Source organism: Clostridium facile (genome assembly GCF_014297275.1).
GTDB lineage: Bacteria > Bacillota > Clostridia > Oscillospirales > Ruminococcaceae > Massilioclostridium > Massilioclostridium facile.
On record NZ_JACOQK010000001.1, the window covers coordinates 2713495 to 2737302 of the forward strand.

The following is a 23808-nucleotide window of genomic DNA, read 5'->3' on the forward strand; positions in this document are numbered from 1 at the left end:
GGGACCGTTTGATTAGCAAAAAAAGAAAGGATGGAAATTTTGTCAAAAACAAAACGGAATTTATGGTTAGTTGCTGGAATCTGTTTTTGGATTTTAGGGGCAATTGTATTTGGAAAATACGATTTGGAAATATCCCAATTGCTTTACCATCCTGATTGGAAATGGGCAGTTGCCTTTGAGAATGGAGGTAGGTTGACAACTCCTATTCTATTAGCGGTTGGTCTCCATTTTTTGATTTATTTGGAAAAGCGGAAGCATCCAAAGAAAATTTACTGGGTTGTCGATGTTGGGATTATGGCGATTGTGGTGGTATTAATTTTGTTGTTTTCCGGTGGACTGAGTGGATTGGTACAGGAATTGTTTCTAACAGCAATTTATCTGGCTTTTTATTTGCTGATCCAATTGGGAGGAAAACAACTGGATATGGACAAGCTAATACAAATTAAAAAAATTGTATGGACGATGTTTGTTGCTACTGCGTTGATTTTTTTGGTTATTACGATTGTAAAAGTATTTGCCGGAAGATTGCGGTTTCGAGATATGGAAAACATCTCCCAGTTTGTTCCATGGTATCAATGGCATCCCTTTTCTGGAAACCATTCTTTTCCTTCTGGACATACAGGCAACTCTATGGCGGTCATTGGTGTTTTGTTATTATCCGGACTGATCCAGACGAGATGGAAACGTATTTTAGTCGCAGCTTTACCAATCGTTTATTTGTTGTTAATGGCTATTAGCAGGATTATTATGGGGGCACATTATGCCTCTGATGTTTTATTTTCATTAGGGATTATAGCATATGGCTGGTATATTGCAATATGGTTATGTCAGCGTTATCAGAAAAGGAAAATAGATGGAAATTAAACGGGTTTACTCTCATAAAAAAGCATTTTTAGATTTGTTATTATTGGCAGATGAACAGGAATCCATGATTGACCGTTATTTGGAGCAAGGGGAACTGTTTGTTTTATATGACCAAGGTGTGAAAACAGTTTGCGTTGTGGTAAAAGTACAGGAGAGGGTTTACGAAATCAAAAACCTGGCAACAGACCCCAGTTTTCAAGGCAAAGGATATGGAAAGGCGATGGTGGAGTATATTTTTCAACTTTATCAAAAAATAGCGGATTATCTTCTGGTTGGAACTGGGGACAGCCCTTTGACAATTCCTTTTTATGAAAAATGTGGTTTTTCCTATTCCCATAGGGTTCCGAATTTTTTTGTGGATTTTTATGACCATCCCATTTATGAAGCGGGGAAACAGCTTATTGATATGGTATATCTTAAAAAAGATTTCGTTTCGGGTTAAAAAATACCTTTGGATAGTATACTATCCAAAGGTATTTTTATCTCGGACTATAACTATGATTTATTATATTAGCTTATAGAGTTTGCGGAACAAATTTTCTTTTTTCTTTTTCATGTTTTACAAAAAGAACAGAAGATTCTTTTTCGGAAAATCGATCCTATTTTTTGGAGAATATCGCCTGGTTATGGGGGATTTTAAAAGAAGCACAGTTGAAACGAACAGAAAAATGATGTATAATAAATACAAAAAGTAATTGATTTTCAGGATAGAGTGAGGCATACTATGAGTTTAAAAAAATGGATTTTTCACGCGGCATCGCCAGAACGTTCTGAGGAGATTTCAGAGCGATTTGGAGTGAACAACATAATAGCGGACATCCTGGCAACTAGAGGGTTTCAGGATGAAGAAATTGAGGAATATTTCGGTCAAGGCGAATTGGAAAGCCCATTTGTTTTAAAGGACATGGACCTGGCTGTAGAACGCTTAAATCAGGCGCTGGAAAACCAGGAAAAAATTGTAGTTTATGGGGACTATGATTGTGATGGAATTACTTCTACTTATATTTTGTACACCTATTTATTATCGATTGGAGCGGAAGTAGAGGCTTTTATTCCAGAAAGAAATGTAGGTGGCTATGGGTTAAATCAGGAAGCGATTGATCAGTTCCATGAGCAAGGAGTACAACTGCTTGTTACGGTGGATAATGGTATTTCTGCCTTAAAAGAAGCAGATTATATTGCGGAACTTGGCATGGATCTGATCATAACTGACCACCATGCGGTAGGGGATACTTTGCCTCAAGCAGTGGCGGTTATAAACCCACATCGCAGTGACTGTCCATCAAAATTTAAAGATTTAGCTGGTGTTGGTGTTGCTTTTAAACTAATCGTGGCAATGGAAGAAGGGGATTACCAGAGCGCTTTACAATTTGCCGGGGAATTTGTAGCGATTGGGACGATCGGTGATATTGTCCCTTTGGTTGGCGAAAACCGTACTTTGGTTCAGGAAGGATTACGGCTATTAGAGTTTTCTGAAAACTTAGGGTTAAATAAATTGTTCCAAAAAGCGAAGATCCCTCGTTCCAATGTACTGGCAACTGTAATTGCGTTTGGGATTGTCCCTCGTATTAATGCTGCTGGCCGTTTTAATATGGCTAATAAGGTGTTTGAGCTGTTTACCAGCGAGGATAAAGAAACGATAGATACAATTTCTACCGAACTGAATGAACTCAATACAAAACGGCAACAATTGGAACAAGGTGTTATACAGGAGATTATGCAACAGATAGCGGAAAATCCGAATTGCCTTCATGACCGTGTATTAGTATTTGCGAAAGAAGGATGGCCAAAAGGGATTTTGGGAATCGTCAGCGCAAGGATTACAGAGCGATATGGAAAGCCTTCTGTTGTAATGGAAATTGACGGGGAGTATGCAACAGGGTCTGCTAGAAGTATTGATGGGTTCTCTCTTTATCAGGCCATGTATGCCAACCGGGATTTATGTGTAAAATGGGGTGGACATTCCAAAGCCGCTGGTATGACAATTGCTACAAAAGATTTAGAGGCATTCCGGAAAGGGCTTAATTTATACGCGAAAAACCATTTAAAACGTATGCCGGATAGTTCTTACAAGATTGACAGGGTAGTGACGTTAAAAGAACTCACCGTTGAAAATGTGGAGTCTCTTTCTGTTTTAGAACCATTTGGATGTGAAAATCCTTCCCCATTGTTTTTGATGAAAAATGTACGTTTAGAAGAAGTGATCCCACTGGCTGGTGGGAAACACCTGAAGCTGAAATTTTTTGCTGGTACAGGAATGATGCAAGCTTTGTTGTTTGGTGTCCCACGCTCCCGTTTTTATTTCAAACGAGGGACGATGCTCAACCTGGTTGTCAGCTTGGATATCAATAATTTTAATGGGCGTAAAAGTGTATCCGTTAAAATTAAAGATATGCGTCCTTGCTCTTTTGAACAATATCGGTTTTTTAGCGCCAAATGGGCCTTTGAGGATATTATGCGTGGAGAGGTAGAGGATCCCAAAATAAAAGCTCGTGCATTACCAAATCGGAATGAGATTGCGGCCATTTATCGGACTCTACATAATCTGAAAAAATTTGAGGGTAATGCGGAAAAATTGTACCTGTTAACCTTAAAAAGTGGTATGAATTATTGTAAATTATCCATTATTATTGAAATTTTAAAGGAACAAGGATTACTGGAAATGGTAGAAGATGGAAAAACTATGGTGATGAAGGAGGCTACTGCCAAAGTAAACCTTTCGGAATCTAAAATTTTGGCGCAATTGAAATAAAAAGATAGGGTGAAGTAAGATGGAGTATACATTTCAAACATTATTGGATGTGTTAAAAGCAACCGACAGACCGTTTGATCTGGATAAAATTACAAAGGCATATGAAGTGGCAAAAGATGCACATACAGGGCAGCTGCGTCTTTCTGGTGAACCATATGTAACCCATCCAATTGCTGTGGCTTGTATACTGGCAGAATTGGGGATGGATAACGAGTGTGTAGAAGCAGCGTTGCTGCATGATGTAGTGGAAGACACCACCGTCTCGTTGGAAGAAGTAAAAAAGAAGTTTGGGGAAGATGTTGCCTTATTGGTGGATGGCGTTACAAAACTGGGCAAAATCCCATTGACAACAAAAGAGGAACAGCAAGCAGAAAATGTCCGGAAAATGTTGCTGGCGATGGCGAAGGATATCCGTGTGGTTATTATCAAACTAGCAGACCGGTTGCACAACATGCGTACTGCGGAATTTTGGCCAGAACAAAAACAACGGGATAAATCTTTGGAAACTATGGAGGTTTATGCGCCAATTGCCCACCGTTTGGGAATACGGCCAGTAAAAGAAGAGCTAGAGGACCTTGCATTGCAATATTTGGATCCAGTTGCTTATCGAGAAATCCAACAAAAATTAAAGGATCGCGCCCTAAACAACCAAAACTATATTGAGTATATCAAACAGAAAATTGCCGCCCGTTTACAGGAGTTAAATATTTCTGCTAAGATTGATGGACGAGTAAAAAGTATTTATGGAATTTACCGGAAAGTATATATGGCAGGGCGGGAATTTGATGAAGTATATGATATTTATGCGATCCGTGTGATTGTGGATTCTGTGCTAGAATGTTATAATATTTTAGGTGCGATGCACGATTTATTTACACCGATTCCAAACCGATTTAAAGATTATATTTCGATGCCAAAACCGAATATGTATCAATCATTGCATACTACCGTGATTGCTAAAGAAGGGATTCCGTTCGAAATTCAGATTAGGACATGGGAAATGCACTATACCGCGGAATATGGGATTGCCGCACATTGGAAATACAAAGAAGGAATCCGTGGAAAAGATAATCTGGAAGAGCGTTTGGCGTGGGTAAGGCAGATTATTGAAGCACAGCAAGAATCCCAAGATGCGGAAGATATTATGCAAAGTATCAAAACCGATATTGGTTCAGAGGAAGTTTTTGTGTTTACCCCAAAAGGAGATGTAAAAGCATTACCAGTTGGGTCTACCGTGATTGACTTTGCATATGCGATTCACAGCGCAGTTGGGAACCGTATGATTGGTGCAAAAATTGATGGACGTATTGTATCATTAGACACTAAGTTGAAAACTGGTCAAGTGGTTGAAATTATCACCATTAAGTCGGAAAATCATGGTCCAAGTAGAAACTGGCTAAAAATTGTCGCTACCAGTGAAGCACGCAGTAAAATCCGTTCCTGGTTTAAAAAAGAACGCAGGGAAGAGAATATTGTAGAAGGAAAAGCAGAATTAGAACGAGAATTAAAACGCAATAAAATTTATCTCCCGGATGAACAAATGGCAGAATTTTTGGAAGGAATGTGCAAAAAAAACCATTGCGAAAACCTGGAAGAATTTTATGCTGCCATTGGATATGGAGGTATCAGTTTATCCAAAATTATTCCAAGGGTCAAAGAAGCATATATTAAACTGATTAAATCAGAACAGGAACCTGTTTCAGAAGCCCCAAAAATTACTCATACCAAAGCAACGAGCGGGGTAATTGTAGAAGGGATTGATAATTGCTTGGTGAAATTTGCCCAGTGTTGTAATCCTTTGCCAGGCGACGATATTATTGGATTTATCACCCGTGGCCATGGGGTCTCAATTCACAAAAAAGATTGTGTCAATGTGCTTTCTTCTATGAAAGACCCTTCTCAGGTAGACCGTTGGATTCATGTTCGTTGGGAGCAATCCGCACCAACCAGTTATCGTTCCACTTTGGATATTGTGGCAGATTCCCGCACAGGGCTATTAGCTGATGTCAGCGTGGTTTTGGCAAACTTTAGGGTACCAATTCACGAAATTAATGCTCGCGAACTCAAAAATGGAAATGCCAATATTGTGGTTACCATTGCGATTGCGGGTGTAGAACAGTTAAATAACATTATCCAAAGAATCCATAAGATTGAAGGAGTTATCTCAGTAGAGCGTGCGAATAAATAGAAGAATAGCAAGGAGACAAACCAATGAAAGCAATTTTACAACGTACTACCCATTCCAGTGTATCCATTGACGGAGAAATAGTTGGGGAAATTCAACAAGGGTTTATGGTATTGTTGGGAATTATAGAAGGGGATACCAAAAAAGAAGCAGATACCCTTGCCACAAAACTGGCAGGACTTCGGGTATTTTCTGACGAGCAGGATAGAATGAATCTTTCTTTGCAAGATATCAACGGTGGAATTTTGTTGGTATCCAATTTTACTTTGGGTGCAGACTGCAAAAAAGGGCGTAGGCCTTCTTTTTCTAAGGCTGCCAGGCCAGAAGTGGCGAAACCACTATACGAATATTTTATTCAACAGCTACACATAAATGGAGTGGAACAGGTGGAGACTGGTGAGTTTGGAGCGGATATGGAATTGAACATTACCAATGATGGACCTGTTACCATTATTTTGGATACTGACGAACTAATTGTCAAATAAGGTTGTTTTTACCGCAGGAAATCTTGGAATAAAACAGATTTTCTGCGGTAATCGTTTTCATATTAAGGAGTGATGGATACCATGAAGATAAAACAATATGTATTAGGTCCGGTACAAACCAACTGTTTTGTTGTATACAACGACCAAAATCAGGCAGCTATCATTGACCCAGGTGCGAATGGAGCACAGATTGTAGATGCTGTCCAAAAGGATGGAAAAGAAATTACGATGGTATTGTTAACCCACGGACATTTTGACCATATTGGTGGGGTACATGAAATCCAAGAAAAGACCAATTGTAAAGTATATATCCATGAACAGGATCAGGAGTTACTGCAAGATCCTAGCAAAAATTTATCCAAATTGTTCCAGAAGGTAATATCGAAGAATTTTACCTCTGCGGAAGCAGATGTTTTGTTGAAAGATGGAGATACGATTCCATTTGGAGAAATCACCTTCCATGTAATGCACACACCAGGACATTCTAGGGGAAGCTGTATGTATTTGACAGATGGTGTTATTTTCTCTGGGGATACTATATTTAAACGAGAAATCGGACGCAATGATACCTATGGTGGAGACCCTGTGGCACAGCAAAAATCATTGCAACGGATTGCTGCAATTCCAGGGGATTCTATTATTTGTACAGGGCATGGTGAAAATACTACTTTGGAGGAAGAAAAAAAATATAATCCTTATTTTCCTCGGTAGGTAAAAAGTAAGAAGGGAATCTGTATGAAACTCAGTTTAATTGGCCACAATCATAAATATCAAATTGAAAGTTTAATTAAAATATTTTTTCCCACGGTCCGCTTTTCAGACCATGACCAATCTGGGACAGAGAAAGATTGGGTGATTACCCGCAAAAAACAGGGAAAACACCACATTTATTTGCTGGCCATTGCCTGTTTGAATGGAAAAAAACAGGCTGCGCATTTTGTAATGGCACAGGATGTTTCGGAACAGGAAGCCCGTTTGCAGCTTTGCGCCGCGTTATATTTAGCCTTATCCCGTTTGTTGAATCGCCAGTTGCCGTGGGGGATGATGACGGGAATACGACCGGTGAAAACGGTCCATCAGTTGATGGAGCAGGGAAATTCTCCTGAACAAGTAAGAAAAATTTTAAAAACCAAATATTTTGTCAGTGATGAAAAAATTGATTTATGTCTAAAAACCTTTTCCGTACAGCAAAGGTGCTTTGTAATGGAATGTCAGCCCAAAGTATTTAGTTTATATATTTCCATTCCTTTTTGCCCTACAAGATGTAGTTATTGCTCCTTTGTTTCTCAGGCAATTGCGACCAAAGCGTCGATAGAATTGATGAGGGAATATGTCAAAAATCTAATAGCCGAACTAGCAGTAACCGGAGAGATTGTGAAAAATCTTGGTTTAAAGTTGGAATCAGTTTATTTTGGCGGCGGAACACCTACCGCGTTGAGTGCAGAACTGTTGGAAGAACTTTTTGTCTGTATCCAAAAGCATTTTGACCTTAGTCAGTTATCGGAATACACAGTGGAAGCTGGTCGTCCGGATACGATTACACTGGAAAAATTACAAGTATTAAAGAAATATCGAGTATCCCGTATTAGTATTAATCCGCAAAGCTTCAATGATGAAGTGTTGCGGAATGTAGGGCGGAAGCATACAGCGCAGGATGTAATAGATTGTTACCAGATGGCTCGGAAATTAGGGATTTCCTGCATTAACATGGATTTGATTGCAGGGCTGCCTTTGGAAAGCTTAGAGAGCTTCCAACATTCGATTGATCAGGCAATTGCTTTACAACCAGAAAATATTACGGTACATACCCTTACTATCAAACGGTCTTCTGATTTTTATGCAGCAGGGGAAAAACCCAATCGGAACAGCCTGGTTGCAGAAATGGTTTCTTATGCTGGAAATCATCTGCGACAAGCAGGATATATGCCCTATTACCTTTATCGGCAGAAAAATATGATTGATAACCTGGAAAATGTAGGATATTCCAAACCGGGATTTGAAAGCCCTTATAATGTGTATATCATGGAAGAAAATCAGACTATTTTGGCGGTGGGCGCTGGTGCTGTTACAAAATTAGTAGATGAAACAGGGATTTCCCGTATTTTTAACTATAAATATCCATATGAATACAACAATGGATTTAGCGAGATGATTCGCCGGAAACAGCAGGTGGTGAATTTTTATGAGAAATGATCAATTTAACGTCCAAACAATAAACCTGATGGCTATGCAAGGCGCGCACCATATTGTGGATTACTCTGAACGGAAATATCGGAATGAAATCCAGCGGGTGGCACAACGAATTAACAGCAATAAAAAATGCAAAAAAATTATTTTAATATCTGGACCTTCTGCCTCTGGAAAGACGACAACTGCCCAGTTGCTCTGTAAGGAGTTGGAGCATTTGGGGGTACAATCTGTTATGATTTCCTTGGATGATTTTTTTCTGAATGCGGATAAAACCCCTATTTTGCCCAGTGGAGAACGGGATTTCGAAAGTGTGCGAGCACTGAATTTAAACTTGTTCCACCGTTGCTGCCAAGAACTATTGGAACAGAAATGGACTCGTATCCCTTGTTATGACTTTAAACAGGGAAAACGTTCTGGAGATCGTTTTTTGGAGATTACCAATCATGTTGTGATTGTAGAAGGGATTCATGCATTAAACCCATTAATGATTCCAGAAGGCAAAGAGAAAAATATTTACCGGGTTTATATTTCCGTCCAAAGTGAATATGAATCCGATGGGCAGATTGTATTGACATCCAGAAATATTAGATTGATGCGTCGAATTTTGCGGGATAGCAAACATAGAAATGCCTCTGCGAAAAAAACGTTGCAGATGTGGCGGAATGTGGTGGAAGGGGAACGAAAATATATTATCCCTTACCAAAATCGGGCGGATGATGTAATTGACTCCCTGCATCTTTATGAGCCGTTGCTCTATAAAGAAATGCTATTGCCACTATTGGAACAAGTACAAGACCCAGAATATCACAAAACAGTGGAAACTTTACAAAATGCATTGCAACTTTTTGAAACAATTGGATTAGAAGAACTTCCAAGCGGTTCTCTGATTAACGAGTTTGCAAAATAATCCAATAAAATGGTCATTTCATTCGAAAAAGAATGGAATATCGAAATATTTTTCATATTTTGCAAATAAATTGAGCCTGATTTAAACCAAATCTTATATTTGTTCATGAAAATGTAATTGAAACGATATTTGCTTTTTACTATAATAAATAGTATTAATAAATAGAATACTGCATGTATGAGGGAGTGCTATATTCTAAGAGTATAGTAGAAATAACTAATACACAAAACAGATACAGTAATTCTGAAAAGGAGGAATATTTTATGGGTGTATGGGAAGAAATTTGGGATAAGACCAAAGATGTGGCGAATGCAGCCGGAAAAAAAACAGGTGAAATTGTAGAGATTTCAAAATACAAAATACAAGTAGCACAGATTAATGGTGACATCCGTTCCCAGTATGAAAAGTTAGGCAATGCTGTTTATAACATGGTCAAAGCGGATTATGAAAATCCTGAACTAGTAAATTCTATTGTGGATGAGATTGATGACTTGCTAGACCATTTAAAAGAAACAGAGGATAAAATAGCGGAACTAAAAAAAGTAATCAAATGCCCTTGCTGCGGTTATAATAATCCTCAGGAAGCTTCTTATTGTTCTAAGTGTGGATGTAAACTGGAACAACAGGAAAAATCAGATGAAATCCATGTAGAACCAGCGGAAGAACAGGATTGGATTCCAGAAGAAACGGAACAGCCACAAGAAAATTAGAAAATATTTTCAATTTATCAAAAATAAATCGCAAAAACACTTGAAAAATCCTGTGTTTTCGGGTAGTATAGTAAAATGTAAGCCAAGAAACAGACTGGGCTAACATTTGTGGTAAAAGAGGATTTTATTCAATGGTGGATTTTGAGCAGAAAGAGCATTACAAGATAGAAGACCTTTTGGACATCATGAAAATCCTTCGTGGGGAAAATGGTTGTCCTTGGGACCAGGTGCAGACTCACCAGTCAATCCGCAAAAATATGATTGAAGAGACCTATGAAGTCGTAGAAGCGATTGACAAGGAAGATCCCATCCTATTACAGGAAGAATTGGGAGACGTCCTGATGCAAGTGGTATTCCATTCCCAGATTGAGGAATCGGAAGGTCGTTTTACCTTTGATGATGTTTGTGATGGGGTTTGTAAAAAGCTAATAGTACGACATCCTCATGTGTTTGGAAACCTCTCTGTTGCTGACTCCGATGAAGTGCTGACAAACTGGGATAGTATTAAACGGAAAACAAAGGGGCAAACTTCTTTTACAGAAACATTGCAAAGTGTTCCGGCAGTACTGCCAGCTTTGATGAAAAGTGAAAAGATACAAAGCAGAGCTGCAAAAGCAGGATTTGAATACCCAAATATTGCAGGAGCAATGTATGATTTGGTCAGTGAAGTGGAAGAATTAAAACAAGCCGTTACAGATGGAAACCAGGAGAATATAGACGAGGAATTAGGGGATGTGTTGTTTAGTTGTGTTAATGTATCCCGTTTTGCAAAGATAGATAGCGAACATTCCTTAACAAAATCCTGCAACAAATTTATTTCCCGCTTCGCTAAGGTAGAACATCTGTGTCGGGAACAAGGAATGGAAATGACTGAGGCAAGCCTGGAACAGTTAGATGAACTTTGGAAAAAAGCAAAGACCATTCAGTAATTCATAGGGGATTACCTATTGAATATATTTTTATTATTAAGTGAAAAATGGAGGTAACGCAAAATGACAAAATCTGAGTTAATCAGTGTTGTAGCTTCTAAAGCAGAACTTTCAAAAAAAGACGCAGAAAAAGCAGTTGTAGCTGCAATTGAAGCAATTACAGAAGCTCTGACAGAAGGCGATAAAGTACAGCTTGTTGGATTTGGTACATTTGAAGTTCGTGAGCGTAAAGCAAGAGATGGCAGAAACCCATTAAACGGTGAACCTATGCACATTCCTGCTACAAAAGTTCCTGCTTTTAAAGCTGGAAAAGCTTTAAAAGACGCTGTTGCGAAATAACAAATACAATCAATCGTCGGCTGTACTAAACTGCCGACGATTTTTATATCATTTTTATTTTAGATAAGGAAACATATATGCGTTTAGATAAATATTTAAAAGTAACAAGGCTAATTAAACGCCGAACAGTGGCGAATGAAGCCTGTGATGCCAAAAGAATAGAAGTAAATGGAAAGCCAGCTAGAGCTTCCTATGATGTAAAAATTGGAGATATCATTCAAATTAACCTGGGAGCAAATCCATTGAAAGTAAAAGTGCTGAGCATTAGCGAACATGTAACCAAGGCAGATGCTTCGGACCATTACCAAGTAATAGAGGCATAATCCACCGGATCCGGTATTTTTGTTAGGAAAAAAACATATAATGTTACTAACAAAAATATGGAGGGATTCAGATGATTGAGGAAACGAAACGTGTTGCGGTACAGAATATTATATTGGAAAACAGGAAAAGCCTAACAGTATCCGGTGTGAAAGATGTAGATAGTTTTGATGACCGTTCTGTTGCTATGGAAACAAATTTAGGTATGTTGACAGTGAAAGGAGTAGATCTACATATCAATCAATTCAATACGGATACTGGAGAACTTTCCTTGGAAGGGACAGTGGATTCCTTGGTGTATAGTGAACAGGAAAAACGTTCTGCTTCTAGCTTTTTTACCAAGCTTTTTAAATAGGGTAGACAACCATGAATATGATTTTGTCGCCTGAAGCAGTCATTTTTTTATGGTCTACTTTATTGGGGACTGTGTTGGGTGTTTGCTATGATATATTCCGTATTTTACGGATTGCTGTGCCATCTGGAAAAGTATTGATTTTTATAGAAGACTTACTCTTTTTTTTATTGGCGGCAATTGTCAGCTTTTTCTTTTATCAGGCAGTAAATCAGGGAATTATACGAGGTTATTTTTTAATTGGAGAATTGCTGGGCTTTGTATTGTATTATGGTACCATTGGCAAGATTGTTTACCGATGTGCAGAATGGATTATTCGATGGATAAAAAAGATTTTTGGTTTTATTTTCCGGATTCTTCTATTTCCATTGAAGCAGATTTTCCGGTTATTTCGAAAACCATTGCGTTATTTACGGAATGTTTTCAGAAAATTATGGAAAAAACTGAAAAATATCTTGCAGTCGAAAGCAGTTATGGTGTATAATTACTTTAATCCGAAAAATAAATGGAAACAGCGGGAGCAACAACCTGTCAGAAAGAAAGGCCGGATATGGCGAAAATTAAAAAGAAAAGGAAACCAAAAAATATCATATTTAAAATAGCAGTTTTGGTTTTTGCCATTGCAGTAGTAGGGCGTTTGGTAACGTTACAGGTGGATATTGCGCAAAAAAAGCGTGAGCTAGTGGCGTTACAGGCCAAGGTGGAACAACAAACCAATGAAAACAAAGAACTGCAACAATTGCTGGATTCTGGTATGGACCGGGCTTATATTGAAAAAATAGCCCGAGAAAAACTGGGGTATGTTTCCCCGCGCGAACGGGTATTTGTAGATATTACACAAGAATAAAATTTAATGATTTAAGGAGGCAGTCGGGTTTTTTATGCAGCTTGATGTGGGTAAAATTTTAGAAGGTAAAGTTACAGGAATTACAAATTTTGGTGCTTTTGTTGATTTAGGGGAAGGAAAAACAGGAATGGTACATATTTCTGAAATTTCGAACGGTTATGTAAAAGAAATTTCGGACCATTTAAAAGAAGGGGACCAAGTCAAGGTAAAAGTGCTAAAAGTCGGTGACGATGGCAAGATTAGCTTGTCAATAAAACAAGCGCAGCCAAAACCAGACGCTCCTCAATCCGGGAACCGTCAAACACAACGCCCTCGTTCTGGAGGACCACGCAATTTTGACCGTCCAAAAAATAATGCTCCAATGTCGTTTGAAGACATGCTGAATAAGTTTAAACAGAGTAGCGAAGAAAAAATGTCTGATATTAAACGCAACATGGATGGGAAACGTGGTAGTTCCTATTCCCGTAGAGGGAACCGTTCTTAAAAAGATAGTAATAAAAAACTCCAATCTAACTGGATTGGAGTTTTTTATTACTGTTTAAGCAAAAAATATTCGCCAAAAGGATAAGCTTGAAATCGTTCGTTATGTGAGTAGAGCAAAGATAAAACAAAGAAATATTGGTAATATAGAGCGTTCAAGATTCTAAAAAACAAAGAGAAGATGTTTCTCAATTTAATTTTCTTCTGATGAATCTGCCTTTTCTCGATAATCTTTTACTAGATGTATGATAAAAGTAATGATCAATGGAATTAAGGTTGCAGCGGCTATAACAAATGCAATCCAGTTTAAAATTGTAATGCTGGAAAAATCGACTTCAAGTAAATAAAGGATAGATAAAATGATTAAAGCAATAGGGGTTAATTTTTCCTTTAGATAGTTTAAATATTTCATAGAAACGCTCCTTTTGGCAATTGTTAGTCAATCCGCCAATCAATTGGCTGTTGACCGGTTTGTTTTAAAAATTCGTTGGCTTTGGAAAAATGGTGGCACCCAAAAAATCCATTGTATGCAGAATATGGGCTTGGATGGGCTGCTTCTAAAATCAAATGCTGTGGGGAAGTAATAAGTTCCCGTTTTCTTTTGGCGTTTGCCCCCCATAGTAAAAAGACCAGAGGTTTTTCTCGTTCATTTAATTTTTGTACAATATGGTCGGTAAAAATTTGCCAACCAATATCCTTATGGCTGTTAGCGGAACGGGCACGTACTGTCAGCACAGTATTGAGTAACATAACCCCTTGTTTTGCCCATTGCGTCAACTCTCCATGGGTTGGGATTGGCAAGCCCAAATCGGCTTGAATTTCTTTATAAATATTTTGTAGGGATGGAGGGACATTCATTCCTTTTTTCACAGAAAAAGACAAACCATGGGCTTGTCCAGGACCATGGTAAGGGTCCTGTCCTAAAATAACAACTTTTGCGTTTTCGTAGGAAGTATATTTCAGAGCGTTAAAAATATCGTACATATTTGGATAGATTGTTTGCGTTTTGTATTCATGTGCTAATATTTTCCGCAATTTTTGGTAATATTCCTGTTCAAATTCCTCTGCTAATATTGTGTCCCAATCGTTTCCGATTTGTACCATAGTCACGAACTCCTTTTTCTTTTAATACTAGTTTTATTGTATTATAAAATGCAAAAAAAAACAATAACTATCCTTGGTAAATTTCCGCTTTGTCAGAATTGTATTTGTATGATATAATAAAACAAATTGAATCGAATGGAGGAATGCAGCTTATGAAAATCGGGATTATTGGTGCGATGGATAGTGAAGTGGATGGATTAAAACATCAACTAGAGGATTATACTGTTGAATCGATTAGTACTGTGGATTTTTTTTCGGGAAAATTGTGTGGTGTTGAGGTCATCGTTGCAAAAGCTGGTGTGGGGAAAGTAAATGCAGCCATTTGTGCCCAGACGATGATTTTGGCATATCGTCCTGATGCCATTATTAATATTGGTGTTTCCGGAGGTTACCACAGCTTAAATATTGGAGATGTTGTTGTAGCAAATGCTGTAGTAGAACATGATATGGATACATCTCCGCTCGGTGACCCAAAAGGGTATATTTCTGGATTGAATTTGGTGCAAATGCCAGCAAACAGCCATTTATCCCAGCAACTGATTTCTGCCGCAGAGCGAGTAGGAGTTTATTGTAAATCCGGTTTGATTGCGTCGGGAGACCAATTTATCAACTCCAATTCCAAAGTAGAAGAGTTGTACCGGGAATTTCATGCGATTGCTTATGAAATGGAAGGCGCTTCTATTGGACATGTTTGTACACAAAACAAACTTCCTTTTGCCGTGTTGAGGGCAATTTCTGATAATGGGGATGATAATTCTAATATTGACTTCCCTACTTTTGTTCAGATGGCAGCAGAGCGTTCCATTTCAATTATTTTAGGTTTTTTAACTGCTCTGTCAAAGGCTCATTAAAACAATTTGATAAAAGAAAAAGACTGCTGTAAAGAATTCTTTGCAGCAGCCTTTTTTATGAGAAACTATTTAAGAAGCAATTGCTATATGAGCCTCATGAATATTCGAAAAATATACACATCCATGGGCGGAAAAATCAGAGATAGTTTGGGCAGTTTCTATACCAATAATATAATCAAAAGATAAATCAGGATTTCCATTGGGAATGATACTAGTTGGTATCATATTTTGATTTAAAGTATGCGCTACTGAGATAGGGGCATATAATTGATATCCTAATTGAAATAAATCTTCTGCTAAGGCGATACCTGCTAGATTATCCGTAGATGGAAAAAAGAGCAGAGCCTTTTTAGAGACACGATTATAAGTTTCCTCATTTTGAACATTGGGTTGATAAACATTTGTTAACATAGCAAGATCTCCTTTCTAATTGGTTGATAATTTCTATTTATATTATACACCAAATGAATAAATATGCAATATATTTTGATTAAAAACTTTATTTTTGTATAAATATTCATTTTTTAGGTTGGTTTCCTGTGAATAATCACAAAAAAATGGTTGAGAATGAATCTCAACCATGATATAAATCTAATTCTTTTAAGTCGTAAGGTGTATTTTGGTATACTACATAGTTTAACCAGTTAGAAAACAAGAGGTTGGCATGGCTACGCCAAATAAAACGCGGTGTTTCGTTGGGATCATCATTTGGAAAATAATTGTAAGGTACTAAAATATTTAAGCCTTTGTCCATATCCCGTTGGTATTCATTCGCCAAAGTATCGCGATCATATTCAGAATGGCCAGTGATAAAAAAGTCACGCCCATTTTTAGAGGCAATAATATGTACGCCGGATAAATGGGAGACAGTAAGCAAGTCCAGATTTGGATTTTCATCAATTTCTTGAGCAGGAATATAAAAATAGCGGGAATGTGGGACATAAAAAGTTTCATCAAAGCCACGAACTAATGGATGGTTTGGAATTAAGACACTATGAGGAAAAATTCCGAATATTTTTTCTTCCTGTAATTTTCGTTTGATACCATACTGATAATAAAGTGCAGCAATAGCTCCCCAGCAGATATTTAATGTAGAAAAAACATTGTGTTTTGCCCAGTCAAATATGGTAGTAAGCTCTTGCCAATAATCTACATCCTCAAATTCCATATTTTCTAAAGGTGCGCCTGTCACAATCATACCATCAAAACGCTGGGTTTTAATATCCTCAAAGTTTTTATAAAATTTCAGCATGTGGGTTTGGGGAGTATTTTTTGAAACGTGGCTTGCGGTTTGAAGTAGCTCAATATCTACCTGCAAAGGAGAGTTACTTAATAAACGCAAGATTTGGGTTTCGGTTTCTACTTTTTTGGGCATTAAATTTAATAGTAAAATTTTTAAAGGACGGATATCCTGTTTATCAGCCCGTTCTTGATTCATAATAAAGATGTTTTCATTTTCCAATGTTGTGGCAGCTGGTAAACTGCTCGGTATATTAATCGGCATAAAACCACTCCTTATTTTTCTAACGATATCATTTAAATATGATAGTTTTAAGTGTGATTTCTATTATATCAAATAATAAATAGATTATCAATTCATTTCCGAATAACCATTCTAAAAAAGGGAATAATAAGAAAAAGTATTGTTGAATATAAATAACTAAAATGTCATAAAAATAGCTAAACCACAGAAAAAAGGAAAAAGTAGTTGACAAAAGGGAGAAGGTGTGATATATTATTAAAGCTGCAACGGAAGAGCGGCCGGGAGGGCAAGAGGCGCCGTTGAGCAAAAAGGAAGAAACGAAAAAAGATGAAAAAACATCTTGACAAAGAGGAAGCGATATGATATAATAAATAAGTCGCTTCTGAGGCAAGCGAAACGAAAGAAACAAAAAACTTTCAAAAAAGCTTGACAAAATCACAGAGATGTGATAAAATAGTAAAGCTGCTTGAGGGCAGCGGTCAAGAAACGACAAAAACAGGACCTTGAAAATTAAACAATATAGTAAGTAACGAAAACGAACCAATCCTTGTTAATTCAAGAGTTTTAGTTATTTTAGAAAAAATGACGTTAGCGTATTCGAGTAATACGAGCTAGATTAAATCATCCGAGAGGATGTTTTGATATGATTAAATTAAGAGTTTGATCCTGGCTCAGGACGAACGCTGGCGGCGCGCCTAACACATGCAAGTCGAACGGAGATACCTGTTAGATCCCTTCGGGGTGACGATGGACTATCTTAGTGGCGGACGGGTGAGTAACACGTGAGCAACCTGCCTTACAGAGTGGGATAACGTTTGGAAACGAACGCTAATACCGCATAACATTAACTTATCGCATGGTAAGATAATCAAAGAAATTCGCTGTAAGATGGGCTCGCGTCTGATTAGATAGTTGGTGAGGTAACGGCTCACCAAGTCGACGATCAGTAGCCGGACTGAGAGGTTGAACGGCCACATTGGGACTGAGACACGGCCCAGACTCCTACGGGAGGCAGCAGTGGGGAATATTGCACAATGGGGGAAACCCTGATGCAGCGACGCCGCGTGAGGGAAGAAGGTTTTCGGATTGTAAACCTCTGTCTTCAGGGACGATAGTGACGGTACCTGAGGAGGAAGCTCCGGCTAACTACGTGCCAGCAGCCGCGGTAATACGTAGGGAGCGAGCGTTGTCCGGAATTACTGGGTGTAAAGGGAGCGTAGGCGGGACAGCAAGTTGAATGTGAAATCTATGGGCTCAACCCATAAACTGCGTTCAAAACTGTTGTTCTTGAGTGAAGTAGAGGTAGGCGGAATTCCTAGTGTAGCGGTGAAATGCGTAGATATTAGGAGGAACACCAGTGGCGAAGGCGGCCTACTGGGCTTTAACTGACGCTGAGGCTCGAAAGCGTGGGTAGCAAACAGGATTAGATACCCTGGTAGTCCACGCTGTAAACGATGATTACTAGGTGTGGGGGGGTCAACCTTCCGTGCCGGAGTTAACACAATAAGTAATCCACCTGGGGAGTACGACCGCAAGGTTGAAACTCAAAGGAATTGACGGGGGCCCGCACAAGCAGTGGAGTATGTGGTTTAATTCGAAGCAACGCGAAGAACCTTACCAGGTCTTGACATCCAACTAACGAGATAGAGATATGTTAGGTGCCCTTCGGGGAAAGTTGAGACAGGTGGTGCATGGTTGTCGTCAGCTCGTGTCGTGAGATGTTGGGTTAAGTCCCGCAACGAGCGCAACCCTTACCATTAGTTGCTACGCAAGAGCACTCTAATGGGACTGCCGTTGACAAAACGGAGGAAGGTGGGGATGACGTCAAATCATCATGCCCCTTATGACCTGGGCCACACACGTACTACAATGGCTATTAACAGAGGGAAGCAATACCGCGAGGAGGAGCAAACCCCTAAAAATAGTCTCAGTTCGGATTGCAGGCTGCAACCCGCCTGCATGAAGCCGGAATTGCTAGTAATCGCGGATCAGCATGCCGCGGTGAATACGTTCCCGGGCCTTGTACACACCGCCCGTCACACCATGAGAGTTGGCAACACCCGAAGCCAGTAGCCTAACCGCAAGGAGGGCGCTGTCGAAGGTGGGGTTGATGATTAGGGTGAAGTCGTAACAAGGTAGCCGTATCGGAAGGTGCGGCTGGATCACCTCCTTTCTATGGAGAACTGACAGGATGGGGAATGTTAGGAGCTATATTGTTTAATTTTGAAGGCCCTGAGTCTTCAGAAAAATAATTGATGGGAAAAGCGGCAACCTAGAAACCCTGGAAAATGGGGGTGTAGCTCAGCTGGGAGAGCACCTGCCTTGCACGCAGGGGGTCAGGAGTTCGATCCTCCTCATCTCCACCACAACCGAAAGGTTGAACAGGGAAAAGAGAGACCGACAGCCGAATCTAACATGGGCTCATAGCTCAGGTGGTTAGAGCGCACGCCTGATAAGCGTGAGGTCGGTGGTTCGAGTCCACTTGAGCCCACCAAGTTACTTGAAAAAGTAACAAAGAAGAAAGTACCTTGAAAACTGAATAAGTAAAGCGATAAAAGTAGTTAAGACAAATATCTTTTTTAAAAAAAGGGTAAAAATACTACTACAATTTGAAAAAGTTGGAGAACATAATTCAAATGGTCAAGCTACAAAGAGCGCAGAGAGAATGCCTTGGCATTAGGAGCCGATGAAGGACGTGGTAAGCAACGATATGCTACGGGGAGTCGCAAGCAGACATCGATCCGTAGAATTCCGAATGGAGGAATCCGGCAGTGGTTATGCACTGTCATCATATACTGAATCCATAGGTATATGAGGGGAACCGCCTGAACTGAAACATCTAAGTAGGGCGAGGAAGAGAAATCAACCGAGATTTTCCTAGTAGTGGCGAGCGAACGGGAAAGAGGCCAAACCAAAGGTAGCAATATCTTTGGGGTTCGGACTGCAATGTGTATCTGACGAGTTAGGAGAAGTGCATGGGAAGGCACACCAAAGGAAGTGAAAGTCTTGTATCCGAAAACAGATCAGAGCTAGCAGTATCCAGAGTACCGCGGGACACGTGAAACCCCGTGGGAAGATAGGGGGACCACCCTCTAAGCCTAAATACTACCTAATGACCGATAGCGAAAAGTACTGTGAAGGAAAGGTGAAAAGAACCCCGGGAGGGGAGTGAAATAGAACCTGAAACTCTGTGCTTACAAGCAGATAGAGCACGTCAAAGTGTGATATCGTACCTATTGTAGAATGGTCCGGCGAGTATACGTATGTAGCAAGGTTAAGAACTTCAGGTTCGGAGCCGAAGCGAGAGCGAGTCTGAATGGGGCGTTTAGTTTCATGCGTATGACCCGAAACCAGGTGACCTATCCATGTCCAGGTTGAAGTGACGGTAACACGTCATGGAGGACCGAACCCACTCCCGTTGAAATGGTAGGGGATGAGATGTGGATAGCGGAGAAATTCCAATCGAACTTGGATATAGCTGGTTCTCCCCGAAATAGCTTTAGGGCTAGCGTTGTCATAAAGATTACCGGAGGTAAAGCACTGAATAGTCTAGGGGCCGAGAGGCTACCGAAACTTATCAAACTCTGAATGCCGGATAATCATGGACAGCAGTCAGACTGTGTGAGATAAGTCTCATAGTCAAAAGGGAAAGAGCCCAGACCCACAGCTAAGGTCCCAAAGTACATTTAAGTGGAAAAGGATGTAGGATTGCGAAAACAACCAGGATGTTGGCTTAGAAGCAGCCACACATTTAAAGAGTGCGTAATAGCTCACTGGTCGAGTGGTCCTGCGCCGAAAATTTAACGGGGCTAAAATGTACACCGAAGCTTGGGCTTGATACGTAAGTATCAGGGGTAGGGGAGCGTCGTATACGGAGAGAAGTCATAGCGGAAGCGGTGGTGGACTGTATACGAGTGAGAATGCCGGAATGAGTAGCGAGAATTATGTGAGAATCATAATGGCCGAAAGCCTAAGGTTTTAGGAGGAAGGTTCGTCCGCTCCTAGTAAGCCGGGAGCTAAGGTGAGGCCGAAAGGCGTAGCCGATGCACATACGGTTGATATTCCGTAGCCTCCAAAAGATTTAAGCAAAGGGACACTTTAGAAGGGTGTAAGCCGGGCGTTGGTAGACCCGGTCGTAAGGGACTGAAATTAGAGTAAGGAAGTACACTTGGATGAAGGCGAGAAAAGCTTTGTGGATATCTTCGGAGCCCGTACCGCAAACCGACACAGGTAGGTAGGAAGAGGATTCTAAGGCCAACGGGAGAAGGGTTGTTAAGGAACTCGGCAAGTTGACCCCGTAACTTAGGGATAAGGGGTGCTCTAGCAATAGAGCCGCAGAGAATAGGCCCGGGCGACTGTTTATCAAAAACACAGGTCTCTGCTAAATCGAAAGATGACGTATAGGGGCTGACACCTGCCCAGTGCTGGAAGGTTAAGAGGAGGAGTGAGAGCTCTGAATTGAAGCCCCAGTGAACGGCGGCCGTAACTATAACGGTCCTAAGGTAGCGAAATTCCTTGTCAGGTAAGTTCTGACCCGCACGAATGGTGTAACGATCTGGGCACTGTCTCAACAATCCACCCGGCGAAATTGTAGTACCGGTGAAGATGCCGGTTACCCGCGACTAGACGGAAAGACCCCATGGAGCTTTACTGTAGCCTAATATTGGATTTTGGTATTTCATGTACAGGATAGGTGGGAGGCTAGGAAGCAAAGGCGTCAGCTTTTGTGGAGCCATCGTTGGGATACCACTCTTGGAGTGCTGAAATTCTAACCTGCGGCCATGAATCTGGTCGGGGGACATTGTTAGGTGGGCAGTTTGACTGGGGCGGTCGCCTCCTAAAAGGTAACGGAGGCGCTCAAAGGTTCGCTCAGTACGGACGGAAACCGTGCATTAGAGTGTAAACGCATAAGCGAGCCTAACTGCGAGACTGACAAGTCGAGCAGTAACGAAAGTTGGAGTTAGTGATCCGGCGGTATGTGAGTGGAAATGCCGTCGCTCAACGGATAAAAGCTACCCTGGGGATAACAGGCTGATCTCCCCCAAGAGTCCACATCGACGGGGAGGTTTGGCACCTCGATGTCGGCTCATCGCATCCTGGGGCTGGATTCGGTCCCAAGGGTTTGGCTGTTCGCCAATTAAAGCGGTACGCGAGCTGGGTTCAGAACGTCGTGAGACAGTTCGGTCCCTATCTGTCGTGGGCGTAGGATATTTGAAAGGAGCTGTCCCTAGTACGAGAGGACCGGGATGGACGCACCTCTGGTGTACCTGTTGTCATGCCAATGGCACGGCAGGGCAGCTATGTGCGGATCGGATAAACGCTGAAGGCATCTAAGCGTGAAGCCGTCCTTAAGATAAGATATCCCACTGGGTTAACCAGGTAAGACCCCTTGTAGACTACGAGGTTGATAGGCTCAAAGTGTAAGCGTCGTGAGGCGTTAAGCTAGCGAGTACTAATCGGTCGAGGGCTTGACCAATGATATGTTCTAAAGTCGTGATACTTATTCAGTTTTGAGGGTACTGAACCTTCAAAAGAAATAGACGGTGTTAATGGCGATGAGGATCCACCTGTTCCCATACCGAACACAGTAGTTAAGCTCATCAACGTCGAAGATACTTGGCTGGAGACGGCCTGGGAAAATAGAAAAATGCCGTCACGAAGAAAGAAAAGTAGAGTAATCTACTTTTCTTTCGTATATTCCTCAATAGCTCAGTCGGTAGAGCATGCGGCTGTTAACCGCAGGGTCGTTGGTTCGAGTCCAACTTGGGGAGCCAATAACAGAAACAGATAGGTAAAGAAATATTTACCTATCTGTTTTTTTGTTATATATTATTTTTTATAGATTGAAGTATTTCAATCTAGTTGTTATATTTTATATTTGTAATTTCCCTTATTGTGTTTCGGTAGTGGATTCCTATTGATAGATAAATATAGACCTATTCTGAATTTGCAAATATATTGTTTACTTTTAAGAATCTTACATTAAAGTTGTGAAATTAAAATGTTATCATAAAAGTATTATTATAATACAGATTAGATTGACAAATAGAAAAATAAAATATATAATTTGAATAATAAGAATATCTTATTTAAATTAGAGGAAAAGGTGAATGAAATGAAAAAAAGAAAAATAGCAGCAAAAGCAGTTGGCCTTATGTTGGCGGGGTGTATGACAGTAGGGATGTCATCTACAGTCTATGCGGGCGTTTTATCTCAATTAAGATTGGAGGCACCAAGTGTTTCCAGCGCAGAAATAAGACAAACTTCTATTGATAAACCCAATGTTAGTTCAGATTTAACTGTTCAAGCAGCCTTAAATAAAGGTCTAGCGTATGACATAAAAGGCTATCCGGTAAATAAGGATAATACAAATTATTTATATTTATTTACCCCAAGTACTGTGGATCTAACAAAATTAACTGTTTCTTTTTCTGATTCTAGTACAGAACAATTGGATGTTAGCCAGCCTGTTTCTGTAAAATTAAGTGGTCAAACTTATGTAGTTGTGGGAATGCAATCTGAATTACCTGCTGTACAATTAAATATGGATGAAAGCAAAGGATCAATTGAAGATATGAATAATGATCCAAACCATGATACAGAATGTTTTGGCGCTATGACATTAAGTGTTCCTGAAAAATTGGCAGAAGAAAACGGTTGGGAAACCACCTATATAGATACAGATATGTCCATGAAAGGAAGGGGAAATACCACTTGGGGATTACCAAAAAAACCATATCAGATTAAATTAGATTCCAAACAAGATATTTTAGGAATGGGTAAAGCGAAAAAATGGGTATTATTAGCTAATTATGGCGATCGGTCGCTAATTAGAAATAAGTTGGCTTATGACATGGCAGATGAACTTGGAATGGAAGGCACCCCAAAATGTGAATTTGTAGATGTATTCTTAAATGGAGAGTATTTGGGTAACTATTTATTAGCAGAAAAAGTAGAAGTTGGGTCCTCAAGGGTGGATATTACGGACTTGGAAGATGTTCCGCCAGAA

Annotated in this window: 22 protein-coding genes, 3 tRNA genes and 3 rRNA genes; 24 read left to right on the forward strand and 4 right to left on the reverse strand. The window is 39.9% G+C overall.

Going from position 1 to position 23808, the window contains the following annotated elements; all coding sequences use genetic code 11:
• Window positions 1-39 precede the first annotated feature (39 nt).
• From H8Z77_RS11305 to H8Z77_RS11380, 16 genes are all read left to right on the forward strand, one after another.
• Window positions 40-864, forward strand: a complete 825-nt coding sequence (locus tag H8Z77_RS11305) for a phosphatase PAP2 family protein (protein ID WP_069987112.1) — start codon at window positions 40-42, stop codon at window positions 862-864.
• Window positions 854-1306, forward strand: a complete 453-nt coding sequence (locus H8Z77_RS11310) for a GNAT family N-acetyltransferase (protein ID WP_069987113.1) — start codon at window positions 854-856, stop codon at window positions 1304-1306. The genes H8Z77_RS11305 and H8Z77_RS11310 overlap by 11 nt, the downstream gene beginning before the upstream one ends.
• 282 nt (window positions 1307-1588) lie before the next feature.
• Window positions 1589-3616 (forward strand): single-stranded-DNA-specific exonuclease RecJ, encoded by a 2028-nt coding sequence (gene recJ, locus H8Z77_RS11315; RefSeq protein WP_069987114.1) that lies wholly within the window; start codon window positions 1589-1591, stop codon window positions 3614-3616.
• 19 nt (window positions 3617-3635) lie between these two features.
• Entirely contained in the window at window positions 3636-5804 is a 2169-nt protein-coding gene (locus tag H8Z77_RS11320; RefSeq protein WP_069987115.1) for a RelA/SpoT family protein, read from the forward strand.
• Between the two features lie 23 nt (window positions 5805-5827).
• Window positions 5828-6286, forward strand: a complete 459-nt coding sequence (gene dtd, locus H8Z77_RS11325) for a D-aminoacyl-tRNA deacylase (RefSeq protein ID WP_069987116.1) — start codon at window positions 5828-5830, stop codon at window positions 6284-6286.
• Window positions 6287-6367: 81 nt separating this feature from the next.
• On the forward strand, window positions 6368-6997 hold the full coding sequence (locus tag H8Z77_RS11330; RefSeq protein ID WP_186997060.1) for an MBL fold metallo-hydrolase: 630 nt from the start codon (window positions 6368-6370) through the stop codon (window positions 6995-6997).
• A gap of 24 nt (window positions 6998-7021) precedes the next feature.
• On the forward strand, window positions 7022-8479 hold the full coding sequence (hemZ, locus tag H8Z77_RS11335) for a coproporphyrinogen dehydrogenase HemZ (protein WP_069987118.1): 1458 nt from the start codon (window positions 7022-7024) through the stop codon (window positions 8477-8479).
• Window positions 8469-9383: a uridine kinase family protein gene (locus H8Z77_RS11340; RefSeq protein ID WP_186997061.1), complete on the forward strand. Its 915-nt coding sequence runs from the start codon at window positions 8469-8471 to the stop codon at window positions 9381-9383. The genes hemZ and H8Z77_RS11340 overlap by 11 nt, the downstream gene beginning before the upstream one ends.
• Window positions 9384-9646: 263 nt before the next feature.
• The gene (locus tag H8Z77_RS11345) at window positions 9647-10093 is read left to right on the forward strand and encodes a zinc ribbon domain-containing protein (protein ID WP_069987120.1); all 447 of its coding nucleotides are present in this window, start codon (window positions 9647-9649) and stop codon (window positions 10091-10093) included.
• Window positions 10094-10224: 131 nt separating this feature from the next.
• Window positions 10225-11022 carry a nucleoside triphosphate pyrophosphohydrolase gene (mazG, locus tag H8Z77_RS11350; protein ID WP_186997062.1) on the forward strand — a complete coding sequence of 266 codons (798 nt, stop codon included), beginning with the start codon at window positions 10225-10227 and terminating at the stop codon, window positions 11020-11022.
• A 63-nt stretch (window positions 11023-11085) separates the two neighbouring features.
• Entirely contained in the window at window positions 11086-11361 is a 276-nt protein-coding gene (locus H8Z77_RS11355) for an HU family DNA-binding protein (protein WP_069987122.1), read from the forward strand.
• A 77-nt stretch (window positions 11362-11438) separates the two neighbouring features.
• Window positions 11439-11684, forward strand: a complete 246-nt coding sequence (locus H8Z77_RS11360; protein WP_069987123.1) for an RNA-binding S4 domain-containing protein — start codon at window positions 11439-11441, stop codon at window positions 11682-11684.
• A gap of 71 nt (window positions 11685-11755) precedes the next feature.
• On the forward strand, window positions 11756-12037 hold the full coding sequence (yabP, locus tag H8Z77_RS11365; RefSeq protein ID WP_186997063.1) for a sporulation protein YabP: 282 nt from the start codon (window positions 11756-11758) through the stop codon (window positions 12035-12037).
• An 11-nt stretch (window positions 12038-12048) separates the two neighbouring features.
• Window positions 12049-12636, forward strand: coding sequence for a spore cortex biosynthesis protein YabQ (gene yabQ, locus H8Z77_RS11370; RefSeq protein WP_186997064.1), 588 nt, complete (start codon window positions 12049-12051; stop codon window positions 12634-12636).
• Window positions 12585-12881 carry an FtsB family cell division protein gene (locus H8Z77_RS11375; RefSeq protein WP_069987126.1) on the forward strand — a complete coding sequence of 99 codons (297 nt, stop codon included), beginning with the start codon at window positions 12585-12587 and terminating at the stop codon, window positions 12879-12881. Before yabQ ends, H8Z77_RS11375 begins: the two co-directional genes overlap by 52 nt.
• A 34-nt stretch (window positions 12882-12915) precedes the next feature.
• Window positions 12916-13365 (forward strand): S1 RNA-binding domain-containing protein, encoded by a 450-nt coding sequence (locus tag H8Z77_RS11380; protein ID WP_186997065.1) that lies wholly within the window; start codon window positions 12916-12918, stop codon window positions 13363-13365.
• Window positions 13366-13554: 189 nt separating this feature from the next.
• On the opposite strand, the gene H8Z77_RS11385 is transcribed toward H8Z77_RS11380, so the two are convergent.
• Entirely contained in the window at window positions 13555-13773 is a 219-nt protein-coding gene (locus tag H8Z77_RS11385; protein WP_069987128.1) for a hypothetical protein, read from the reverse strand.
• 23 nt (window positions 13774-13796) lie between these two features.
• Window positions 13797-14465, reverse strand: a complete 669-nt coding sequence (locus tag H8Z77_RS11390; protein ID WP_069987129.1) for a uracil-DNA glycosylase — start codon at window positions 14463-14465, stop codon at window positions 13797-13799.
• 152 nt (window positions 14466-14617) lie between these two features.
• Between H8Z77_RS11390 and H8Z77_RS11395 the strand changes: the two genes are divergently transcribed.
• Window positions 14618-15316, forward strand: coding sequence for a 5'-methylthioadenosine/adenosylhomocysteine nucleosidase (locus tag H8Z77_RS11395; RefSeq protein ID WP_186997066.1), 699 nt, complete (start codon window positions 14618-14620; stop codon window positions 15314-15316).
• A 69-nt stretch (window positions 15317-15385) separates the two neighbouring features.
• On the opposite strand, the gene H8Z77_RS11400 is transcribed toward H8Z77_RS11395, so the two are convergent.
• Both H8Z77_RS11400 and metA read right to left on the reverse strand, forming a co-directional pair.
• The gene (locus H8Z77_RS11400) at window positions 15386-15727 is read right to left on the reverse strand and encodes a hypothetical protein (protein WP_186997067.1); all 342 of its coding nucleotides are present in this window, start codon (window positions 15725-15727) and stop codon (window positions 15386-15388) included.
• Window positions 15728-15890: 163 nt separating this feature from the next.
• Complete coding sequence (gene metA / locus H8Z77_RS11405; RefSeq protein ID WP_069987132.1) at window positions 15891-16820, reverse strand: homoserine O-acetyltransferase MetA; 930 nt, start codon at window positions 16818-16820, stop codon at window positions 15891-15893.
• A 627-nt stretch (window positions 16821-17447) separates the two neighbouring features.
• Here metA and H8Z77_RS11410 point away from each other — a divergent pair.
• From H8Z77_RS11410 to H8Z77_RS11440, 7 genes are all read left to right on the forward strand, one after another.
• Window positions 17448-18972, forward strand: a 16S ribosomal RNA gene (locus tag H8Z77_RS11410).
• Between the two features lie 117 nt (window positions 18973-19089).
• Window positions 19090-19165 (forward strand) — tRNA-Ala (locus tag H8Z77_RS11415).
• Window positions 19166-19216: 51 nt separating this feature from the next.
• Window positions 19217-19293, forward strand: a tRNA-Ile gene (locus tag H8Z77_RS11420).
• Window positions 19294-19437: 144 nt separating this feature from the next.
• A 23S ribosomal RNA gene (locus H8Z77_RS11425) occupies window positions 19438-22275 on the forward strand.
• Window positions 22276-22338: 63 nt separating this feature from the next.
• Window positions 22339-22455 (forward strand): 5S ribosomal RNA (rrf, locus tag H8Z77_RS11430).
• Together the 16S, 23S and 5S rRNA genes with 3 tRNA genes alongside form the textbook arrangement of a ribosomal RNA operon.
• 42 nt (window positions 22456-22497) lie before the next feature.
• A tRNA-Asn gene (locus H8Z77_RS11435) sits at window positions 22498-22573 on the forward strand.
• 341 nt (window positions 22574-22914) lie between these two features.
• The coding region (locus H8Z77_RS11440; RefSeq protein ID WP_186997068.1) for a CotH kinase family protein at window positions 22915-23808 on the forward strand (894 nt) is incomplete at its 3' end.

Bases quoted from the DNA above. Each gene is read 5' to 3' on its own strand.
- H8Z77_RS11310 (WP_069987113.1), top strand. From the start codon at position 854: ATGGAAATTAAACGGGTTTACTCTCATAAAAAAGCATTTTTAGATTTG.
- recJ (WP_069987114.1), top strand. From the start codon at position 1,589: ATGAGTTTAAAAAAATGGATTTTTCACGCGGCATCGCCAGAACGTTCT.
- H8Z77_RS11320 (WP_069987115.1), top strand. From the start codon at position 3,636: ATGGAGTATACATTTCAAACATTATTGGATGTGTTAAAAGCAACCGAC.
- dtd (WP_069987116.1), top strand. From the start codon at position 5,828: ATGAAAGCAATTTTACAACGTACTACCCATTCCAGTGTATCCATTGAC.
- H8Z77_RS11330 (WP_186997060.1), top strand. From the start codon at position 6,368: ATGAAGATAAAACAATATGTATTAGGTCCGGTACAAACCAACTGTTTT.
- hemZ (WP_069987118.1), top strand. From the start codon at position 7,022: ATGAAACTCAGTTTAATTGGCCACAATCATAAATATCAAATTGAAAGT.
- H8Z77_RS11340 (WP_186997061.1), top strand. From the start codon at position 8,469: ATGAGAAATGATCAATTTAACGTCCAAACAATAAACCTGATGGCTATG.
- H8Z77_RS11345 (WP_069987120.1), top strand. From the start codon at position 9,647: ATGGGTGTATGGGAAGAAATTTGGGATAAGACCAAAGATGTGGCGAAT.
- mazG (WP_186997062.1), top strand. From the start codon at position 10,225: ATGGTGGATTTTGAGCAGAAAGAGCATTACAAGATAGAAGACCTTTTG.
- H8Z77_RS11355 (WP_069987122.1), top strand. From the start codon at position 11,086: ATGACAAAATCTGAGTTAATCAGTGTTGTAGCTTCTAAAGCAGAACTT.
- H8Z77_RS11360 (WP_069987123.1), top strand. From the start codon at position 11,439: ATGCGTTTAGATAAATATTTAAAAGTAACAAGGCTAATTAAACGCCGA.
- yabP (WP_186997063.1), top strand. From the start codon at position 11,756: ATGATTGAGGAAACGAAACGTGTTGCGGTACAGAATATTATATTGGAA.
- yabQ (WP_186997064.1), top strand. From the start codon at position 12,049: ATGAATATGATTTTGTCGCCTGAAGCAGTCATTTTTTTATGGTCTACT.
- H8Z77_RS11375 (WP_069987126.1), top strand. From the start codon at position 12,585: ATGGCGAAAATTAAAAAGAAAAGGAAACCAAAAAATATCATATTTAAA.
- H8Z77_RS11380 (WP_186997065.1), top strand. From the start codon at position 12,916: ATGCAGCTTGATGTGGGTAAAATTTTAGAAGGTAAAGTTACAGGAATT.
- H8Z77_RS11385 (WP_069987128.1), bottom strand. From the start codon at position 13,773: ATGAAATATTTAAACTATCTAAAGGAAAAATTAACCCCTATTGCTTTA.
- H8Z77_RS11390 (WP_069987129.1), bottom strand. From the start codon at position 14,465: ATGGTACAAATCGGAAACGATTGGGACACAATATTAGCAGAGGAATTT.
- H8Z77_RS11395 (WP_186997066.1), top strand. From the start codon at position 14,618: ATGAAAATCGGGATTATTGGTGCGATGGATAGTGAAGTGGATGGATTA.
- H8Z77_RS11400 (WP_186997067.1), bottom strand. From the start codon at position 15,727: ATGTTAACAAATGTTTATCAACCCAATGTTCAAAATGAGGAAACTTAT.
- metA (WP_069987132.1), bottom strand. From the start codon at position 16,820: ATGCCGATTAATATACCGAGCAGTTTACCAGCTGCCACAACATTGGAA.